At 63.4% G+C, this 1,291-nt stretch carries 2 protein-coding genes; one reads left to right on the top strand and one right to left on the bottom strand.

From position 1 onward, the window contains the following. Positions 1 to 280 (bottom strand): hypothetical protein (locus KGL31_08985; GenBank protein MDE2322031.1); only part of this gene is annotated, 280 nt, incomplete at its 3' end. Between the two features lie 46 nt (positions 281 to 326). On the opposite strand from KGL31_08985, the gene KGL31_08990 reads away from it, so the two are divergent. Beyond that, the gene (locus tag KGL31_08990) at positions 327 to 1,064 is read left to right on the top strand and encodes a hypothetical protein (GenBank protein MDE2322032.1); all 738 of its coding nucleotides are present in this window, start codon (positions 327 to 329) and stop codon (positions 1,062 to 1,064) included. Positions 1,065 to 1,291: the final 227 nt, after the last annotated feature.

Consider the following 1,291-nt stretch of genomic DNA (forward strand, 5'->3'; position numbering starts at 1 on the left):
AGTCGACGGCCGGCGCCCGGGTTTCCAGAAACGCGCGGTGCGGGGTGAGCAGCGTCTCAGACTCGGGAGCCCGCTGGTAGGGGCGCCAGGCGGGCTGCCGCAGACAGCGCCGGACCGTCTTCACGTCCAGGTCCAGCGCCCGCGCGATCGCCGCCTTCGAGTGCCGTTCGACAGTGAACAACCGTTGCATCTCCTCCCACAGTGCTGCTCGGATCATTGGGACCTCCTGGCTAGAGGGTGTAGCCGGGAGGGTACTACAGGTGGTCCTGCCTGCGGTCATCGTCCTGTCTCCTTGTTGGGAGAGCGATAGGGGTAGGGAATTTTCGATGCCCACAAGTAGGGATTATTGCATGCCCGCTGACACGTGGGCCTCCCGGCAGCTGTTCTGGCACATCTGTCGGCAGCAAGGTCTGCCCCAGGCGATCTATGCCGATCGCCACTCCATCGTCTGGACGGACCGGGCGCCGACGCTGCAGGAGCAGCTCGCGGGTCGGCGGCCCCTGACGCAGGTGGGCCGAGCCTTGCACGAGTTGGGCATCACGCTGATCCCGGCCGGCTCCCCGCAGGCCAAGGGCCGAGTCGAGCGGGTGGGGGGGACCTTCCAGGACCGGCTGGTCAGCGAGTTGCGGCTGGCGGACGCCACGACCCCGGCGGAGGCCCAGGCCGTTCTCGAGCGCGTCCTCCCCCAGCACAACCGCCGATTCGCGAAGGCTCCCGCCGAGGCCGTGCCAGCCTGGCGACCGGTCGACCGGTCGCGCCTCATCCAGACCCTCTGCTTCAAGTACCGGCGGGTGGTGGCCAAGGACAACACGGTGGCGTTCCAGGGGGTCGTCCTGCCCTTGCCCAAGCGCTCGCCCTTCGTCTCCTGGGCTCATCAAGGCGTCGATGTCCACGTGCTCCTGGATGGTTCGGTGGACATTTACTTCCACCACGACCGTCTTGCCCGGTTTGACTCCACAACAGCTTGCACCATTAGCCTACATCGCACGAACGGACGTCGGGAGATATCGAGGTATGGGCCGGATACCACGACCGCAGCTCAACGCTATGCGCACGCACCCTGACATTTTCACGTTGCTGTTAGCCTGACATATTGACATTGCTACGACAGCCGTTTTGAGAGCAGTGCTGGCCGGCATTGCAGTGCAGATTACAACACTAACCTGTACTGGCATCGGAATGGGTGGCCGATTTGATCGGATTACGCAATATTGCGTAATCCGATCACCTTAATGGTATCTTGAAGGTACACGGCTAGAACAAGAGTAGCGAGGGTAGCGCAAGATGTCCG

The organism is Candidatus Methylomirabilota bacterium (assembly GCA_028870115.1).
Lineage (GTDB): Bacteria > Methylomirabilota > Methylomirabilia > Methylomirabilales > Methylomirabilaceae > Methylomirabilis.

Excerpts from the sequence above, each read along its gene's own strand:
- KGL31_08990 (MDE2322032.1), top strand. The coding sequence starts at position 327 with ATGCCCACAAGTAGGGATTATTGCATGCCCGCTGACACGTGGGCCTCC.